Origin of the sequence: Desulfonatronum sp. SC1 (assembly GCF_003046795.1) — a bacterium.
GTDB lineage: Bacteria > Desulfobacterota > Desulfovibrionia > Desulfovibrionales > Desulfonatronaceae > Desulfonatronum.
The window spans coordinates 93,010-107,457 of the sequence record NZ_PZKN01000009.1; the positions used below are offsets into that span (position 1 = coordinate 93,010).

Annotated in this window: 26 protein-coding genes; all 26 read right to left on the reverse strand. The window is 51.6% G+C overall.

What is annotated here, in order from left to right:
* Nucleotides 1-22: 22 nt before the first annotated feature.
* The gene (selD, locus tag C6366_RS06820) at nucleotides 23-1,078 is read right to left on the reverse strand and encodes a selenide, water dikinase SelD (protein ID WP_107736587.1); all 1,056 of its coding nucleotides are present in this window, start codon (nucleotides 1,076-1,078) and stop codon (nucleotides 23-25) included.
* A 4-nt stretch (nucleotides 1,079-1,082) separates the two neighbouring features.
* Nucleotides 1,083-2,081 (reverse strand): selenium metabolism-associated LysR family transcriptional regulator, encoded by a 999-nt coding sequence (locus C6366_RS06825; protein ID WP_107736588.1) that lies wholly within the window; start codon nucleotides 2,079-2,081, stop codon nucleotides 1,083-1,085.
* Between the two features lie 90 nt (nucleotides 2,082-2,171).
* A complete protein-coding gene (gene rplQ, locus C6366_RS06830) occupies nucleotides 2,172-2,654 on the reverse strand; it encodes a 50S ribosomal protein L17 (protein WP_107736589.1) in 483 nt (160 codons plus the stop codon).
* Entirely contained in the window at nucleotides 2,632-3,684 is a 1,053-nt protein-coding gene (locus C6366_RS06835; protein WP_107736590.1) for a DNA-directed RNA polymerase subunit alpha, read from the reverse strand. The genes rplQ and C6366_RS06835 overlap by 23 nt, the downstream gene beginning before the upstream one ends.
* An 18-nt stretch (nucleotides 3,685-3,702) precedes the next feature.
* Nucleotides 3,703-4,329 carry a 30S ribosomal protein S4 gene (gene rpsD, locus C6366_RS06840; RefSeq protein ID WP_107736591.1) on the reverse strand — a complete coding sequence of 209 codons (627 nt, stop codon included), beginning with the start codon at nucleotides 4,327-4,329 and terminating at the stop codon, nucleotides 3,703-3,705.
* Between the two features lie 25 nt (nucleotides 4,330-4,354).
* Nucleotides 4,355-4,747 carry a 30S ribosomal protein S11 gene (gene rpsK / locus C6366_RS06845; RefSeq protein WP_107736592.1) on the reverse strand — a complete coding sequence of 131 codons (393 nt, stop codon included), beginning with the start codon at nucleotides 4,745-4,747 and terminating at the stop codon, nucleotides 4,355-4,357.
* 69 nt (nucleotides 4,748-4,816) lie between these two features.
* Nucleotides 4,817-5,188, reverse strand: coding sequence for a 30S ribosomal protein S13 (rpsM, locus tag C6366_RS06850; protein ID WP_107736593.1), 372 nt, complete (start codon nucleotides 5,186-5,188; stop codon nucleotides 4,817-4,819).
* 12 nt (nucleotides 5,189-5,200) lie between these two features.
* Complete coding sequence (rpmJ, locus tag C6366_RS06855; RefSeq protein ID WP_084031770.1) at nucleotides 5,201-5,314, reverse strand: 50S ribosomal protein L36; 114 nt, start codon at nucleotides 5,312-5,314, stop codon at nucleotides 5,201-5,203.
* Nucleotides 5,315-5,522: 208 nt separating this feature from the next.
* Nucleotides 5,523-6,317 carry a type I methionyl aminopeptidase gene (map, locus tag C6366_RS06865; RefSeq protein WP_107736594.1) on the reverse strand — a complete coding sequence of 265 codons (795 nt, stop codon included), beginning with the start codon at nucleotides 6,315-6,317 and terminating at the stop codon, nucleotides 5,523-5,525.
* Nucleotides 6,318-6,319: 2 nt separating this feature from the next.
* Nucleotides 6,320-7,627, reverse strand: coding sequence for a preprotein translocase subunit SecY (gene secY, locus C6366_RS06870; RefSeq protein WP_107736595.1), 1,308 nt, complete (start codon nucleotides 7,625-7,627; stop codon nucleotides 6,320-6,322).
* Nucleotides 7,608-8,078, reverse strand: a complete 471-nt coding sequence (gene rplO, locus C6366_RS06875; protein ID WP_107736596.1) for a 50S ribosomal protein L15 — start codon at nucleotides 8,076-8,078, stop codon at nucleotides 7,608-7,610. The genes secY and rplO overlap by 20 nt, the downstream gene beginning before the upstream one ends.
* 83 nt (nucleotides 8,079-8,161) lie before the next feature.
* Complete coding sequence (gene rpsE / locus C6366_RS06880; RefSeq protein WP_107736627.1) at nucleotides 8,162-8,650, reverse strand: 30S ribosomal protein S5; 489 nt, start codon at nucleotides 8,648-8,650, stop codon at nucleotides 8,162-8,164.
* Between the two features lie 11 nt (nucleotides 8,651-8,661).
* Nucleotides 8,662-9,021, reverse strand: coding sequence for a 50S ribosomal protein L18 (gene rplR / locus C6366_RS06885; RefSeq protein ID WP_107736597.1), 360 nt, complete (start codon nucleotides 9,019-9,021; stop codon nucleotides 8,662-8,664).
* A gap of 9 nt (nucleotides 9,022-9,030) precedes the next feature.
* Entirely contained in the window at nucleotides 9,031-9,567 is a 537-nt protein-coding gene (gene rplF / locus C6366_RS06890; RefSeq protein ID WP_107736598.1) for a 50S ribosomal protein L6, read from the reverse strand.
* A gap of 12 nt (nucleotides 9,568-9,579) precedes the next feature.
* Nucleotides 9,580-9,960: a 30S ribosomal protein S8 gene (rpsH, locus tag C6366_RS06895; RefSeq protein ID WP_107736628.1), complete on the reverse strand. Its 381-nt coding sequence runs from the start codon at nucleotides 9,958-9,960 to the stop codon at nucleotides 9,580-9,582.
* A gap of 16 nt (nucleotides 9,961-9,976) precedes the next feature.
* Nucleotides 9,977-10,162 (reverse strand): type Z 30S ribosomal protein S14, encoded by a 186-nt coding sequence (locus C6366_RS06900; RefSeq protein ID WP_084031769.1) that lies wholly within the window; start codon nucleotides 10,160-10,162, stop codon nucleotides 9,977-9,979.
* A gap of 15 nt (nucleotides 10,163-10,177) precedes the next feature.
* Nucleotides 10,178-10,717, reverse strand: coding sequence for a 50S ribosomal protein L5 (gene rplE, locus C6366_RS06905; RefSeq protein ID WP_107736599.1), 540 nt, complete (start codon nucleotides 10,715-10,717; stop codon nucleotides 10,178-10,180).
* Nucleotides 10,718-10,725: 8 nt separating this feature from the next.
* Entirely contained in the window at nucleotides 10,726-11,049 is a 324-nt protein-coding gene (rplX, locus tag C6366_RS06910) for a 50S ribosomal protein L24 (RefSeq protein WP_107736629.1), read from the reverse strand.
* Nucleotides 11,050-11,058: 9 nt separating this feature from the next.
* A complete protein-coding gene (rplN, locus tag C6366_RS06915; protein WP_107736600.1) occupies nucleotides 11,059-11,427 on the reverse strand; it encodes a 50S ribosomal protein L14 in 369 nt (122 codons plus the stop codon).
* A gap of 9 nt (nucleotides 11,428-11,436) precedes the next feature.
* Entirely contained in the window at nucleotides 11,437-11,703 is a 267-nt protein-coding gene (gene rpsQ, locus C6366_RS06920) for a 30S ribosomal protein S17 (RefSeq protein WP_107736601.1), read from the reverse strand.
* Nucleotides 11,700-11,900 (reverse strand): 50S ribosomal protein L29, encoded by a 201-nt coding sequence (gene rpmC / locus C6366_RS06925; RefSeq protein WP_107736602.1) that lies wholly within the window; start codon nucleotides 11,898-11,900, stop codon nucleotides 11,700-11,702. The genes rpsQ and rpmC overlap by 4 nt, the downstream gene beginning before the upstream one ends.
* A gap of 3 nt (nucleotides 11,901-11,903) precedes the next feature.
* Nucleotides 11,904-12,314 (reverse strand): 50S ribosomal protein L16, encoded by a 411-nt coding sequence (rplP, locus tag C6366_RS06930; RefSeq protein ID WP_107736603.1) that lies wholly within the window; start codon nucleotides 12,312-12,314, stop codon nucleotides 11,904-11,906.
* Entirely contained in the window at nucleotides 12,314-12,952 is a 639-nt protein-coding gene (rpsC, locus tag C6366_RS06935; protein WP_107736604.1) for a 30S ribosomal protein S3, read from the reverse strand. Before rpsC ends, rplP begins: the two co-directional genes overlap by 1 nt.
* A 12-nt stretch (nucleotides 12,953-12,964) precedes the next feature.
* Nucleotides 12,965-13,297, reverse strand: a complete 333-nt coding sequence (gene rplV, locus C6366_RS06940; RefSeq protein WP_107736605.1) for a 50S ribosomal protein L22 — start codon at nucleotides 13,295-13,297, stop codon at nucleotides 12,965-12,967.
* A gap of 18 nt (nucleotides 13,298-13,315) precedes the next feature.
* Complete coding sequence (gene rpsS / locus C6366_RS06945) at nucleotides 13,316-13,603, reverse strand: 30S ribosomal protein S19 (RefSeq protein ID WP_028570873.1); 288 nt, start codon at nucleotides 13,601-13,603, stop codon at nucleotides 13,316-13,318.
* A gap of 11 nt (nucleotides 13,604-13,614) precedes the next feature.
* On the reverse strand, nucleotides 13,615-14,445 hold the full coding sequence (rplB, locus tag C6366_RS06950) for a 50S ribosomal protein L2 (RefSeq protein WP_107736606.1): 831 nt from the start codon (nucleotides 14,443-14,445) through the stop codon (nucleotides 13,615-13,617).
* Nucleotides 14,446-14,448: the final 3 nt, after the last annotated feature.

The window sequence follows — 14,448 nt, forward strand, 5'->3', positions numbered from 1 at the left end:
TCGTTTCTCCAGGAGCCGACAGCTACTTGATCTCCAGCCGGGGAGCTCCAGGGTGATGCGAAACGGCCCGCCCGATGACCTCGCACATCTCCCCTCCCTCTTGAAGCAGCCTTTGGGCCTCGGCCACCTGCTTCTCGGCAACTCCCAGCACCAGACCGCCGGAAGTCTGGGCGTCAAAAATCATGTCCGTGCGCAGCGTGTCCACGCCGGGCTTGATCTCCACCTGCTTGGCGCAGTGCTTCTTGTTGGCGAAACTGCCAGCGGGAAGCATGCCCATGGCGATCAATTCCAAGGCTCGGTCCAGGACCGGAACGCTTTCGGCGTCCAGGACAATCCGTACGTCCGAGGCATTGGCCATCTCCAGCAGATGCCCGCCCAAGCCGAATCCGGTCACATCCGTGGCACCCTTCAATCCTAGCTTGGCGATGACTTCCCCGCCAACCCGGTTCAGCCGCCCGGCCCAGTGATACAGAAGCTTTTCCAGCTCTTCCGCGCCGGGCAACTCGGCCTTCAACCCCGTGGCCAAGACGCCTGAGCCCAACGGCTTGGTCAGAATCAGCCGATCACCGGGACGCAGGCCACCATTGGTCGCATAACCTTCCGGAGCGACGACGCCGGTGACCGCCAAGCCGTATTTGATCTCCTGATCTTCGACGCTGTGACCTCCGGCCAGCACCGCTCCGGCCTCTTGGATCTTGTCCAATCCGCCGCGCAGAATTTCCTTGAGAATATCCTTGGAAAGGGTTTTGATTGGAAAACAGACGATGTTCATGGCGCACCATGGAGTTCCCCCCATGGCATAAACGTCCGAGAGCGAGTTGGCGGCGGCGATTTGCCCGAACCAATAGGGATTGTTGACGATGGGGGTGAAGAAATCCACGGTCTGAACCAGGGCCATGTTCGGCGGGAACCGGAGTATCGCCGCGTCCTCGGCATGCGCTGTTCCGGAAAGCAGGCGCTCGTCCGGGTGAATGACGAGATCCTTTAAAACGCTCTCCAGGTCCCCTGGAGATATTTTGGAGGCTCAACCGGCGGCACTGACACCGCGGACCAGAGCACAGTCATCCAGATTGATCATAACCTCAACCTCGTTGGTGATGGAAGGAATCAGAGTGGCCAACGGAGCGACGCACCAAGTCGAACACTTCCTCTTCGACCTGATGCTGAATCGCCTCGGGCTGCTCAAATGTCTCGGCTGCTTCGATGACGAATTTCAAAAAATACCGTACGACGGGAAACTGGTGACGCAAGGGGTGATGGACAACGAAAAAACTGCGCTCGAAGCGGAGTTCCGGAATGCTGACGGCGGTCAATTCTCCGCGCTGAAGGTACTCCCGAGCGGCCAGCCGGGAGCTGACGGTAATTCCCATGCCGCAACGCACGAAACGCAACAGGGCTTCCGTGCCGTCCACGACGCTGACCACGTTCAGTTCCTTGGGCGAACATCCTGCTTTTTCCAAGGCCTGCTCCACGGCAAGTCGCGTTCCTGATCCAGGTTGGCGCACCACCCAAGGCATCTTGGCAATGGATTCCATGCTGAACGGTGTGCGGCGTCCGGACAAAAAATTAGGCGCAGCCAAGACCACAAGCGAGTCGTCCACCAAGGTCTGAAACTCCAGCTCAGAAGATTCGTCCCTGGCTCCTACCACACCGACACATAGCTCTCCCCGGGAAATCAAGTCAAGAATGTTCAAGGAATCGCCTTCGACCAGAGAGATGCGGACATTGGGATATTTTCGTGAAAAACGGCTGAGCAATTCCGGAAAAAGGTAGTTCGTGGGAATTGTGCTTCCCCCCAGTTTCAACTCTCCGGACACGTCGTTGGACAGCAAACGAATTTCAGACTCGGCCCGATCCAGGGATGTAAAGATGGAAGCGCAATGCCCGTAGAGAATGTCCGCGGCCTGAGTCGGTAAAATGCCGCGCCCGAGGCGATCAAACAATGAGACTTGGATGGATTGTTCCAATGAGGCCACATGGGCGCTGATGGTGGGTTGAGACAAAGCAAGGTCTTCCGCGGCCCGAGAAAAGCTTTTTCGCTCATATACCTTGGCAAAGGCTCTCAGTTGACGCATATCCATATATACGATCCAAGCAATAGATTTTAGCTATCGAACAAGTTAAAAAAAAGGCAGAGCAAGAGCTCTGCCTTTATCACATGCATCAATGGTTCACTCAGTGGACTTTTCTCGAGGGGCCGAAGAGGCTTCTTCGGTCGCGGGATTCTGTGGAACCGTGCTTTGCGCAACGGATGTTGTCGGAGAATTCCCTATCTCAGTTTGTCCACTCACGCCATCATGCTTCGTAAACTCAATGAAAGCCAAAGGAGCACAGTCTCCCGGTCGTGGTGACCCAAGCTTCAATACGCGTGTGTATCCACCAGGGACATCCTGATACAAGGGAGCAATCTCGTCAAACAGTCGTTTAACAAGCCCATGGTCCCCCAAGACCTTGTACACCAGCCGCCTGGAATGCAAATCATTGCGCTTTGCCTTGGTCACGAGTTTTTCAACCACACCACGAAGTTCCTTGGCCTTGGCTTCAGTGGTTTGAATACGGCCATGCTGGATCAGCGCGCTGGCCATGTTCCGAAACATGGCTTTTCGGTGGGCCGGTGTCCGGTTGAACTTTCTACCGCTCTTCCTGTGTCTCATGAGTTTCTTCCTTCTTCAACCATTCCTGATATTTCTCTTCGAAATTAGGCACATCGGTCCCAAAATCAAAGCCCATTTTATTGACAACGCGCCGAATTTCCTCAAGTGACTTCCGACCGAAGTTCCGCGTTTCCAAAATTTCGTTTTCCGTCTTTTGAACAAGTTCGCCAAAAATAGCTATTCCAGCGCTCTTCAAGCAATTGGTCGCCCTTACGGAAAGCTCAAGATCCTCAATGGACTTGAACAAAACGGGATCAATACTTTGGTCCGTGGCGTCCGCCGCTCCTTGTTCGTCGTCGCTGTCATCGAATGCGATGAACACGGAGAGCTGGTCTTTAAGTATCTTGGCGGAATAGGCGAAAGCATCATCTGGACGTACTGACCCGTCTGTCCAAACTTCCATGACCAGCTTGTCATAATTGGTCATCTGACCAACTCGCGCCTGCTCCACGGAATACGCGGCCTTAAGGATAGGAGAAAAGTTCGCGTCCAACGCGATCAATCCAATTTCCTCGTCCAGGCCTTCATGCATTTCCGCTGGAAGATACCCCTTGCCCATACGGACTTCAAGCTCCAAGCGAAAATCAACGTCGTCAGTCAAAGTAGCGATGAGTTGTTCGGTATTGTAGACCTTGACCCGTTGATTTTCCTGAATAGCGGAAGCAGTGACCACTCCTTTAGAGTTTGCCGTGAGCTGAAGTCGTTGTGGCTCATCGGTGGTCATGGCCAAGCGAACCTGCTTCAAGTTAAGCACGATATCCGTGATATCCTCAAGAACGCCAGGAATAGTCGAAAACTCGTGCTGGACGCCCTCGATGCGCACGGCGACGATGGCCGCCCCCTGCATAGACGACAGCAGGACGCGACGCAGGGCGTTGCCAATTGTTGTCCCAAACCCACGTTCTAACGGCTCACAGATAAACTTGCCGTAGGTATTGGTAGAGCGCTTGTCCTTGACAAGCTGGTCGGGCTTGACCAACTCCGTCCAATTTCGGGTGTTGAGGAGCTTGTCGCCTTTACGAATGAACATTCTATGCACCTGCAAAGATTATTTTGAATACAACTCTACGATGAGCTGTTCGTTGATCTGAAAAGATATATCTTCGCGAGTCGGAACGGCGACGAGTTTGCCTCTAGTCTGAGGACCGTCGACTTCCAACCAAGCGGGGGTTCCGCGACGGGCGATCACCTGCTGGGCTTCCTGAATAACGGGAATCTTGCGACTCGACTCCTTGACCACGATCTCGTCACCAATGCGCAAGCGCAAAGAGGGTATATTCACCTTATGGCCGTTCAAGGTAAAATGACCATGGCGGATTAACTGTCGGGCCTGATCGCGAGAATTTGCATATCCCATGCGGTAAACGACGTTGTCCAGGCGTGTTTCCAGCAATACCAATAAATTGGTTCCGGTTACGCCCCGTTGCTTGTCGGCCCTGGAAAAATAATTCCGGAACGGTCGCTCAAGTACTCCGAAAGTGCGACGTAATTTCTGCTTTTCTCGCAATTGCAAGGCATAGTCGCTGAACTTTTTCCGTGCACGACCGTGTTCCCCGGGTGCATATGAACGTCGCTCGTAGGCACATTTGTCGGTGAAACAGCGATCACCTTTCAAAAAAAGCTTTGCGCCTTCCCGGCGGCACAATCGGCATTTTGCATCAGTATATCTGGCCAAAATCTCCTACCTCCCCTCTCCTTAATTAGACCCTTCTGCGTTTGGGCGGACGGCAACCATTGTGCGGAATCGGCGTGATGTCACGGATATAGGTTACCTGAAAGCCGACCTTGTTAATGGCCCGCATGGCTGCTTCGCGGCCGGAGCCCGGCCCCTTGACCAGTACGCCTACGGTTCGCATGCCTTGTTCCTGCGCCTTGCGAGCTGCGGTTTCGGCGGCGAGTTGAGCAGCAAAAGGGGTGCTTTTCCGCGATCCTTTGAAGCCGGACATTCCGGAACTGGCCCAACTAACTACGTTTCCCTTCTGATCGGTAAAGGAAATGATGGTGTTGTTAAAGGTGGCCTGGATGTGAGCGACTCCCACTGGAATGTTTTTTTTCTCTTTCCGTTTGCCGGCTTTACGAGCAGGTCTTGCCATATCTTTAATTGCTCCTGTCCCTAATGAGTTCTTGATTAAATATTGGTCAACAGCCCTTTGTCCAGTCGGCTACTTTTTTCGCTTTCCAACGATGGAGCGTCGTGGACCCTTACGGGTTCTCGCATTGGCGTGAGTGCTCTGGCCGCGCACAGGCAATCCCTTTCGATGCCGCAACCCTCTGTAGCAGCCAATGTCCATCAGGCGCTTGATGTTGCTGGTCACGTCACGTCGTAGGTCACCCTCTACTTTATAGGTGGATTCAATTTCCTTACGAATGTCGTTGATCTCGTCCGCGCTTAAATCATCGGTCTTCTTCGTCCACGCAATGCTCGTCGCATCCAGTACCTTTAAAGCAGTTGTCCGACCAATCCCGTAGATGTAGGTCAGAGCGATATCCATTCGTTTGTTCTTGGGCAAATCAACCCCAGCGATTCGTGCCACGGTTCTCCTCCATTATCCTTGACGTTGCTTGTGACGGGGGTTTTCGCAAATAACCCGTAAAATTCCATTGCGGCGAATGATTTGACACTTGTCGCAAACTTTCTTCACGGACGGCTTGACTTTCATTTGGTACTCCAACGGTTAATTCAATCAAATAGTGATTCGACCTCGTTTGAGATCGTACGGAGACTTTTCCACCTGAACATTGACTCCAGGAAAAAAGATGAACGTGAAAAATTTTTAAATTCCGGATAATTAGACCAAACCGTCATCTCTGTTGAACAGACTCGCGAAACATGGCGCTCGGCAAAGCCAAAATTACGTGCCATCTACTTCAATGGCCTCTTCCTTGGCCATATTCAGCATAACTCCTGCTCAATATCTCAGGACCATTTGAAGTCAAGGCTATGGTATGCTCAAAATGCGCCGCGAGGCTGTTGTCCTTGGTCACAGCCGTCCATCGATCGGAAAGAATCTCAACCTCGTCCTTGCCTGCCGTGACCATCGGCTCGATTGCCAAAACCATGCCGGTCTTTAGCGGTATATTGGAATATCGCTGCGGAATGAAATTTGGAATCTCTGGCTTTTCGTGGAGGCTTCGGCCAATGCCGTGTCCAACGAATCGCTTGACCACGGAACAGCCTTTTTCTTCGACATAGTGTTGAATAGCTCGGGATATGTCATAGAGCTGGTTCCCAAGGACGGCCGACTTAATTCCGATATCCAGAGCGCCACGAGTAATGTCAAGTAACTTCTGGGTACTGTCTGAAATCGAACCCACGGGAAACGTCCGAGCCGAGTCTCCATAAAAGCCTTGGTAGATGACTCCAAAGTCGATACTGACGATGTCGCCTTCCTGAAGTGTCCGATCAGAGGGAAAACCGTGAACGACTTGTTCATTGATCGAGCAGCAAAGTGCGTAAGGGAAACCCCGATATCCCTTGAACGCCGGCTTAACATTAAACCGAGAGCACCATGTCAGGGCAATTTCCTCAAGATCAATGGTTTTTATGCCTGGCCTTACGCTTTCTTGTAGTACATCCAGAATAATGGAAACGATCCGATTCGCCTCGCGGAGGATATTGATCTCTTTCTCATTCTTCAAATAGATGCCAAGGTACTTCTTCACACCTACCGCCTGCCTTTGATCCGTGTTTTTTGCATCAGTCCTTCATACTGATGAGTAATGAGATACGAATCAACCTTGCTCATGGTGTCCATGGCGACGACCACAGTGATCAACACGCCGGTTCCGCCAAAATAAAAAGGTACATTGAACTGTGAAATAAGCAACATCGGCAACACGCAGATGGCGGAAATGTACAGCGACCCCCAGAGGGTAATCCGACTGAGAACGGTGTCAATGTATTCACGTGTTTTCAAACCGGGACGAATACCAGGAATGAAGCCGCCCTGCTTACGAATATTTTCGGCGATATCCTTGGGATCAAAAATAATAGCCATATAAAAGTAACAAAAGAAAATTATCAACGCGACAAATACTGTGTTGTAAAGAATCGTCGCCGGATCGAACATCATGGAGACTCTGTTCAAAATCTCGGATTGGGAAAATGAAGCCAAAGTCGCTGGAAACATCAACATGGAAGACGCGAAGATCGGGGGGATGACTCCAGCGGTATTAATCTTCAACGGCAAGTGCGTTGTCTGCCCTCCGTACATTTTCCGTCCAAGCATCCGTTTAGCGTACTGGATGGGTATTCTGCGCTGCCCTCGTTCCATGAAGACGATGAAAATCAAGACGCCGGCGACAAGCAAAGCCAGGAGTAGGGCTACGAACAAGGAAATCTGCCCAGCGCTCATTAACCGAAAAGTATTGATTATGGCACCAGGCAATTGGGCGACAATACCTGCGAAAATGATCAATGAAATGCCGTTTCCGATACCGTATTCGGTGATCTGCTCACCAATCCACATCAACAGGACGGTACCAGACACCATGGTGATGATCGTGGTCAGGCGGAAAGCCCAGCCTGGGTCCATGACCACAGCGGCCCCCCCTGGGCTGGTCATGTTCTCGATCCCGATGGCGATGCCCAGGCCTTGAACCGCAGCGATCATTACCGTTCCATACCGAGTATACTGCGTAATTTTCTTTCGTCCTGAGGCGCCTTCTTCCTTGAGACGCTTCAACTCCGGACTGACAACGGTCAACAACTGAATGATGATCGATGCGGAGATATAGGGCATGATGCCCAAAGCGAAAATGGAAAGATTGCTCAGGCCGCCACCGGCGAACATGTCGAACATCCCAAACAGTGTTCCCTGCATGCTGGCGAAAAAATCAGCCATTGCACTGGAATCGACCCCGGGGACAGGGATATGAACTCCGATCCGGCAAGTCGCCAAGAGCATAAACGTAAACAGGATCTTGCGTTTTAATTCCGCGAGACCACCGGATTTACTGGTTGTTTGCTGCACGCTGTTCGCCTTCAATAGCAACGGCTTGGCCACCAGCTTTGGAAATCTTGTCGATGGCCTGTTTGCTGAATCGATGCGCCTCTACCCGAACGGCAATGGAGATATCCCCTCTCGCCAGAACCTTGATCGGCAGTCCGCGTTTACCGAATCCCGCAGCATAAATGGCTTCCAGTGAAATTTGGTCGGCTTGCGGAAAGAATTCCAGCAACCGATCCAAATTGACAACAGCGTATTCCGTTCGAAAAGGATTTTTGAATCCGCCCTTGGGAAGTCGTCGCTGAAGAGGCATCTGGCCGCCTTCAAAACCGGGGGCCTTGGTCCCTCCGCTACGGGATTTTTGTCCCTTGTTACCCTTGCCGGAAGTGCATCCCCAGCCGCTGCCGGACCCTCGTCCAACACGCTTTCTGTTTTTGCGCTCCTCGTAAAACGGATAGAGATCATGTAATTGCATATTGTCCTTCCAGAGTATGCGCGTTAGCAACCAACGCGCCTTGACATGCTTGAAAATAAAGGCAGCGTTGCTCAAAGATCGAGCTAGCGGCCAAGACTGACGTTCTGCCCGCGGAGTTCGCTTACCTGTTCAGCTGAACGTAGGGAAACGAGACCCTGGACGGTTGCCTTCAGCACGTTATGCGGATTATTGGTTCCAATGGCCTTCGTCAAAATATCGCTTACGCCGACAGCTTCCATCACGGCTCGCACAGGTCCACCGGCAATGATTCCCGTTCCCTTTGACGCTGGCTTCAAAACAACATGACCGGCTCCGTACTGTCCTTCAACCTTGTACGGGACCGTTCCGTCGACCAGATTGATTTTTTGCATGGTCTTTCGTGCTCGTTCCGTGGCTTTGCGGATCGCTTCAGGGACCTCGTTGGCCTTACCAAGGCCGTATCCAACGGAATCCTTGCCGTTGCCGACGACGACAAGAGCACTAAAACTAAATCGGCGGCCACCTTTGACTACTTTGGCCACGCGATTCAGATATACAATTTTCTCTATGAACCCTAATTGCGTCTGTTCCATGAAGGTCCCCATTAGAATTGAAGTCCGCCCTCGCGAGCGCCATCGGCAAGAGCCTTGATCTTCCCGTGATATATGTACCCACCGCGATCAAATACGACTTGGCGGATATCCTTTTCCTTGGCCTTGTTCGCCAAGTCTTTCCCGACCTGCATAGCCGAGTCACGGGTGAAGCCGTTCACGCCGCCGTCCTTTGACAGATTCAAGGACGAAGAAGAAGCAAGGGTATGACCGTTGTCGTCATCGATCAATTGTGCATAGATGTATGCATTGGATCGAAAGACCACCAAGCGAGGTCGCACGGCATTACCACTAATTTTCTTTCGAATCCGATGCCTACGACGGACTCTTGCTTGATTCTTAGTGTATTTCATGGACTAATCCTACTTTTTACCTGTTTTGCCGGCCTTCCGCCGAATCACTTCATCCGTATATTTGATCCCCTTGCCTTTGAATGGCTCAGGCGGACGGAAACGACGAATTTGCGCGGCTACTTCGCCGACCTTCTCTTTGTCGATTCCCTGCAAGGTCAGTTTGTTTCCCTCGACTTTGGCGGACATGCCTTGCGGCAGATTGTACTCGACAGGATGTGAAAAACCGACGTTCAGGGTGATTTTTGGACCATCAACAGCGACTTTATAACCGACGCCGATAACCTCGAGAACTTTCTGAAAACCTTCGGTCACTCCTTGGACGGAATTCGCCAGGAGGGTCCGACGCAAACCGAACTGCTCACGAGCGGTCCGAGAATCATCAACCCTAGACAGATGCACGGCATCGTCTTTTAACTCATACGAGATTTTGGCGTGGGTCGGAGTTTTTAGCTCACCCTTGGGCCCTTTGATCTCGATCACGTCCTTGTGGACACGAACCTCTACGCCCTTGGGCACTGGGACCGGATTTTTACCAATGCGTGACATTATCGCTTCTCCTTACCAAACTTCACAGAGCAGTTCGCCACCGACATTTTCGGATCTGGCGGATCGCCCCTCCAAGACGCCCTTGGGCGTGGAAAGAATGGCGATGCCGAGACCGTTTTGAACGGCGGGTATCTCTTTCGCTCCGACGTAAATCCGAAGACCGGGCTTGCTCAGTCGACGAGATCCGGAAATAGCTCCCTTTGAAGAGAGATACTTAAGAACGACACGAATATTGCTATCTTCTCGTGCTACATCTGAAACAAAGCCGTAATCCTTGAGGATAGCGGCAATGGACTCCGTCATCCGCGAAGCGGGAAACTGGACATCTTTGTGCAGGGCCTTTTGGGCGTTCCGAATTCGCGTGAGCATGTCCGCTATGGGATCATTAAGCAACATGGGCAGACCTCGTTTACCAACTGGATTTTCTTACCCCGGGCAGTTCTCCTGCCAGGGACATATTGCGAAAGCAGATGCGACAAATACCAAAATGCCGTAAAAATGCACGAGACCGGCCACACAAAGGGCAGCGATTATAAGCGCGTGTCGAAAATTTTGGTTTTCTTGCGGCCTTGATTTTAAGAGCGGTACGAGCCAAAGCATCCTCCTTGCGTTATTTTTTAAATGGCATGCCCAACAACTGTAGAAGGGCCTTGCCTTCCTTGTCGGTGGAAGCAGTGGTCACGATGGTGATGTTCATGCCCTTGACCCGGTCGACGCGATCCATGTTGATCTCGGGAAATATAGTATGTTCCTTGATCCCCATGGTAAAATTGCCTCGACCATCGAACCCGCGATCCGGAATGCCGCGAAAGTCTCGAACGCGAGGGAGGGAGAAGGACACCAATTTGTCCAAAAAGTCCCACATGCGCTCCCGACGCAGAGTGACGCGACAGCCGACAGGCATTCCTTCACGCAGCTTGTAGGCCGCGATGGATTTTTTTGCCCTGGTGATGACGGATTTCTGCCCGGCGATCTGAGTCAATTCCAAAACTGCGTCTTCGATCAGTTTGTTGTTCTGAGACGCCTCTCCAAGACCGATGTTCAGGCTGATGCTGTGGATTTTCGGAATCTCCATCGGAGAGGAGTACCCGAAATCCTTCATCAGTTCCGGGGCGACCTTGCTCTTGTATATTTCCTGCAGCCTAGACATGACGCACCTTACGCAATAATTTCGTTACACTTTTTACAAAAACGCACTTTTTTGTCCGCGTCGATGATCTTGTACCCAACCCTGGTGGGCTTGGCGCAGTTATCACAAACAAGCGTCACGTTGGATAAGTGCAAAGGATTTTCCTTTTCCTTGATCCCGCCAGCTTCCCCCTTATAGGGATTGCCCTTGGAATGCCGTTTGACCTTATTAACGCCCTCAACGAGGATACGTTCAGTTTTAGGAAATAGTTTTAAGACCTTGCCGATCTTACCTTTTTCCTTCCCCACCATGATCATGACCTTGTCGTTTTTATGAATCTTTCGATTTTTCATATTACTCACCTACAGTACTTCCGGAGCCAAGGAAACAATTTTCATAAAATTCTTGGCCCGCAACTCACGAGCGACAGGTCCGAAAATACGTGTTCCAACGGGCTCATTCTGCTTGTTCAGAAGTACGGCTGAGTTGTTGTCGAACCGAATGAAGGATCCATCCGGTCGGTTGACTTCCTTTTTGGTCCGGACGATGACGGCGCGCATCACCTCGCCCTTCTTAACCTTGGAGTGCGGCATGGCTTCCTTGACGGAAACGACGATAATATCGCCGATAGATGCGTATCTGCGATGACTTCCACCGAGCACCTTGACGCAGAAGACCTTCTTCGCGCCAGAGTTGTCGGCGACGTCGAGCAAAGATTGAACCTGGATCATAATAGCCTCTTAGACAGCCTTTAGCAGTACTTGTTTAAGTTGCCAGCACTTGCGCTTGCTCAATGGTCGGCTTTCAATAATTTCGACGGTGTCACCGATATTGCATTGATTAAGTTCATCGTGCGCCATCATTTTTTTTCGTCGACGGATGTACTTCTTGAACAGTGGATGCTTTTCCAGCTTGTTCACAGAAACGACAACTGTCTTCTCAGCCTTGTTACTGAGAACGACGCCGACTTCCGTGCGCTTGGTCTTCTGTTTCAACTCAGCGTTCATGATTTTGCTCCAGCGTTTTGCTCAGACAATACCGTCAGTATCCGGGCCACGGTCTTCCGTACATAAGGCAACCGCTGTGTGTTCTCCAGCTGAGCGGTTTTATGCTGAAAGCGCAGGTTGAACAGTTCCTTGCGAAATTCAAGAAGTTTTTCACTGAGTTCCGTGCCGGAGAGTTCGCGTAATTCTTTAGATTTCATGACTTAGGCCTCCCGATACACGATACTGGTCTTGATGGGCAGCTTGTAGGAAGCCCGACGTAGGGCCTCTGAAGCAAGCTCCAGGCTGACCCCTTTGATTTCGTATAAAACACGACCCCGGCGGACTGGTGCGCACCAACCGACTGGAGCACCTTTTCCTTTCCCCTGACGTGTTTCAGCGGGCTTGGCGGTAATGGGTTTGTCGGGAAAAACTCGGATCCAGACTTTTCCGCCACGTTTGATATGCCGCATCATGGCAATACGAGCAGACTCGATCTGTTGATTGGTCAGCTTTCCGGGCTCCAAGGCCTTCAGTCCGATATCTCCGAAAACCACTAAGCTGCCGCGTAAGGCCGAGCCCTTGATGCGGTTTTTCTGTTGCTTTCGGAATTTAACTTTTTTGGGACTCAACATTACTGAATCACCTCGTCAAGAATCTCACCTTTAAAAATCCAAACCTTCACGCCAATCACGCCATACGTGGTCTTTGCAATGGCTTGCCCATAATCAATATCGGCTCGCAAGGTGTGTAGCGGAACACGTCCGTCACGATTCCATTCGCTCCGGGCGATTTCAGCTCCGCCCAAGCGTCCGGCGACATTGATCTTAATCCCTTCCGCACCGAATTTTCTCGCCAACCCGACGGTTCGTTTCATGGCACGGCGAAAAGCCACCCTGCGTTCGAGCTGCAACGCGACATTTTCAGCGACCAATTGAGCATCGGTCTCCGGTCGACGGATTTCAATGACTTCCAGCGCGAAATCCTTTTGAAACTTTTTCTTCAAGGTCGTCCGTAAGTTCTCGATTTCCACGCCTTTTCGTCCAATCACGATACCAGGTCGAGCGGTAAAGAGGATCAGCCTGATCTTGCTGGCGGCTCTTTCAATTTCAATTTTGGAAATGCCGGCATGGTACAAGGTTTTCTTCAAGAAATTACGAATCAGCCTATCTTCATACACGAAAGCTGCGTAATCTTTTTTGCTGAACCACCTGGACTGCCAATTTTTGGTGTACCCAAGCCGGAATCCAATGGGATGCGTCTTTTGGCCCAATTCTATATCCTCCTACGCTTCCTCAACAATGACGGTGATATGACTTGTCCGTTTCAGGACCCGATAGGCGCGCCCCATGGCCCGTGGGCGCATACGTTTCCAAGATGGACCATCATTGATAATGATGTTTTTCACGTATAACGTATCCACATCCACTCCGCCGAGTTGTTCCGCATTGGCGATGGCGGAATGCAATACCTTGTCCAACACGGCGGCAGCCTTTTTCGGAGTAAACTTCAAAATTTTCCGCGCTTCCTCGACATTCTTTCCCCGGACATTGGCGGCCACCAGCCGAGCCTTCTGTGAGGAGATGCGTACGAACCGCGCGACAGATTTCGCTTCCATGATCAAAAGCCTCCAGAACTACTTTTTGCCTTTTACAGCGCTCTTTTTGCCACCGGCGTGGGCATGAAAGGTCCTGGTGGGTGAAAACTCACCAAGCTTATGACCAACCATGTTTTCCGTAACAAAGACGGGAATGAATTTTTTGCCGTTATGTACGGCAAAGGTCAGCCCCACCATTTCGGGAACAATCGTCGAACGTCGTGACCATGTCTTGATCACTTTTCGATCATTCGTTTCATTGGCCTTGGTCACTTTCTTGAGCACATGCCCGTCGACAAAAGGACCTTTTTTTACTGATCGTGGCATATCCGTGACTCCTATTTCTGGCCGCGACGTTTGACGATAAGCTTCGAAGACGGCTTCCGGCGATTGCGGGTCTTATAACCCTTGGTCGGTTTTCCCCAGGGCGTACAGGGATGCCGCCCACCGGAACTCTTGCCTTCACCGCCGCCCAAGGGATGGTCGACCGGGTTCATGGCAACGCCACGGACCTTGGGCCGCCGACCGAGCCAGCGATTTCGTCCAGCCTTACCAATGGAAACCTGTTCGTGGTCCGTGTTACCGACCTGCCCCACTGTGGCCCGACAGGTTGCCAAAATTTTGCGCACTTCACCTGAAGGAAGACGCAGCAAGGCATACTTTTCTTCCTTGGCCACGAGTTGCGCGTAGGTTCCAGCGCTGCGACAAAGCTGTCCACCCTTGCCCGGCGTCATCTCAACGTTGTGGATAATCGTTCCAACGGGAATTCTCGACAAGTACATAGCGTTGCCTGGAAAAATATCCGCCTCGTTGCCAGCGACGATGGTATCTCCGACCTTGACTCCGTCAGGGGCCAAAATATACCGCTTCTCGCCATCGGCGTAATGCAGCAGAGCAATGCGGGCACTGCGGTTCGGGTCGTACTCGATGAAGGCCACTTTAGCCTGAACATCAAATTTATCTCGCTTGAAATCGATGACCCGAAAACGTCTCTTGTGACCGGAGCCTCTCCGTCGAGAAGTAATTCTTCCAAGGTTGTTTCGTCCGCTTTTTTTGGCGCGTCCCTTGGTCAATGACTTTTCAGGCTTGCCGCGATTGATCTCGGCGAACTCCGATACGGACTGAAAACGCGTCCCGGGAGATGTCGGTTTGAGCTTACGTATAGACATTGG